This is a genomic window from Caballeronia sp. LZ029, assembly GCF_031451275.1.
Classification (GTDB): domain Bacteria; phylum Pseudomonadota; class Gammaproteobacteria; order Burkholderiales; family Burkholderiaceae; genus Caballeronia; species Caballeronia jiangsuensis.
Map to the genome: position 1 here is coordinate 1 of NZ_JARUXO010000133.1, position 1,463 is coordinate 1,463.

The 1,463-nt window shown below is 57.3% G+C and carries 1 protein-coding gene; it reads right to left on the reverse strand.

Going from position 1 to position 1,463, the window contains the following annotated elements:
* Nucleotides 1–104: 104 nt before the first annotated feature.
* Nucleotides 105–1,397: an IS701 family transposase gene (locus QCE73_RS39315; RefSeq protein ID WP_309886207.1), complete on the reverse strand. Its 1,293-nt coding sequence runs from the start codon at nucleotides 1,395–1,397 to the stop codon at nucleotides 105–107.
* Nucleotides 1,398–1,463: the final 66 nt, after the last annotated feature.

Sequence of the window (1,463 nt, forward strand, 5' to 3'; positions counted from 1 at the left end):
TCTTACTGTGTCATAAAATACCGGGGAGAGTACAGCAGAACGGACATCGCTGAAGTCGCTTGGAAATGTGAGCAGCGATGCGCCATCGAAGCGTAGCAATCGAATCAGGTACGTGGCGCTGCGTGCGCTGGGGATCCGCGTGCGATGTAGTCCGAGGGTAAGGCAGATGGGTTGCGGATTTCGGCGTTTTTTTTACCGCCTTGAATGAGGCGTTGTGCGACGAGAAACCCATAGGCGGCGATACACAGCGACGCATGATGATGGAAACCGCGCCATCCTCGTCCCTCGAAGTGCCCTAGGCCGAACTCCTGTTTGAGATCTTGGTAGTCGCGTTCAATGCGCCAGCGCATCTTGGCAACGTGAACGAGATCTTGAACAACGGCCTCTTCGGGCAACGTTGAGAGCCAATATTTAGTCGGCTCAGGCTCGCCCGTAGGCCATTCGACGAGCAGCCATTCTTCATCGCGCGGAGTGGCGCGCCAGTAATCGCGGTGCGAACTCCGAACTCGGACAGCCGCGAATCGCGAACTGAGTGCAGCACGTGTGCCCTCGCGCCACGAAACCGTGTGATAGCACGACAGCTCGAGCGCCAGTGCCAACTCCTTGACCGGAACAGGATCATGTCCTGGTACACGGCGCTGCAGGCTTCGCGGTCGGCCAGCCTTGCCTGTGGAGGATTCAGCAGGCAGCGGTGCACGGCCCGGTGGCCACACGCAGGTGCTCGACTGAATACCCACGGCATATTGCAGGCCAGATTCGCCAACGGCATCGCGAAACGCGGTGTCATTTCCGTAACCCGCATCGGCCAGCACTATCCCGTCTGGAGCTCCGCTTCGCCGTGCCTCGTGCAACTGCGCAATTGCGATCTGCGGCTTGGTTGCAAATTCAATCTCGTCAGGCACTCCGGCCTGTTGCCTCCTTGCCTGGTCACTGGTCCAAGTCTGTGGCAGATAAAGTTGGTAGGCCACGGGCAGGCTGGCCTCTTCGGTGGCGACCGACAGGCTCACGGCAACTTGGCAATTGTCTTGTTTGCCCAACTGTCCGCAGTACTGCCGCGCTACGCCGACCGAATGCTTGCCTTTCTTCGGAAAACCCGTGTCGTCGATGATCCAATACAGACCCTTCGCGGGATCCATATGCGGTAGCACCCAACGACGAACTTGCTCAAATAACGCGGCGTCGGACCATTCCGACTTCGAGACGAAGTGATGGAGCGATTGATGCCGCGCGCTTACGCGCTGAGGTTCCAAATGCGCTGCCAGCGGCTCGACACTCTTGCGCCGGATCGGAAGCATCAACCCGTGACAATAGCCAATCAGCCCGGAGCGACGATCACTATGTTTGACTGCTTCGCACAGGTGCTCTAGATATTCGTCGAACGAAGATTCCCAGTCCATCACTTCCTCATGCAAAGGATGAAGAAGTACCTATAATGACATGAATTTTATGACACAGTAAGACTA